The sequence below is a fragment of the Virgibacillus sp. 7505 genome, assembly GCF_002272135.1.
In the GTDB taxonomy this organism is placed as follows: domain Bacteria; phylum Bacillota; class Bacilli; order Bacillales; family Amphibacillaceae; genus Terribacillus.
This window is the reverse complement of sequence record NZ_NPBF01000551.1, coordinates 1-201: the sequence shown is the minus strand read 5'-3', so window position 1 is coordinate 201 and position 201 is coordinate 1. Positions and strand designations below refer to the sequence as shown.

Annotated in this window: 1 pseudogene; it reads right to left on the bottom strand. The window is 48.8% G+C overall.

Annotated elements, in window-relative coordinates:
- A pseudogene (locus tag CHH91_RS20160) lies at window positions 1–201 on the bottom strand (NAD-dependent malic enzyme); the annotation flags it as partial.

The following is a 201-nucleotide window of genomic DNA, read 5'->3' as shown; positions in this document are numbered from 1 at the left end:
TTTCCTTCCATAACTGGCATAGCTGCTTCTGGCCCAATATTGCCAAGGCCGAGCACTGCAGAGCCATCCGTAACAATGGCGACAAGGTTGCCCTTAATGGTATGGTCGTATACTTCGTCTTTATTCTCAGCGATGCGCTTGCATGGCTCAGCTACGCCTGGCGTATAAGCGAGGCTCATATCGTATTCATTTATTAAAGGG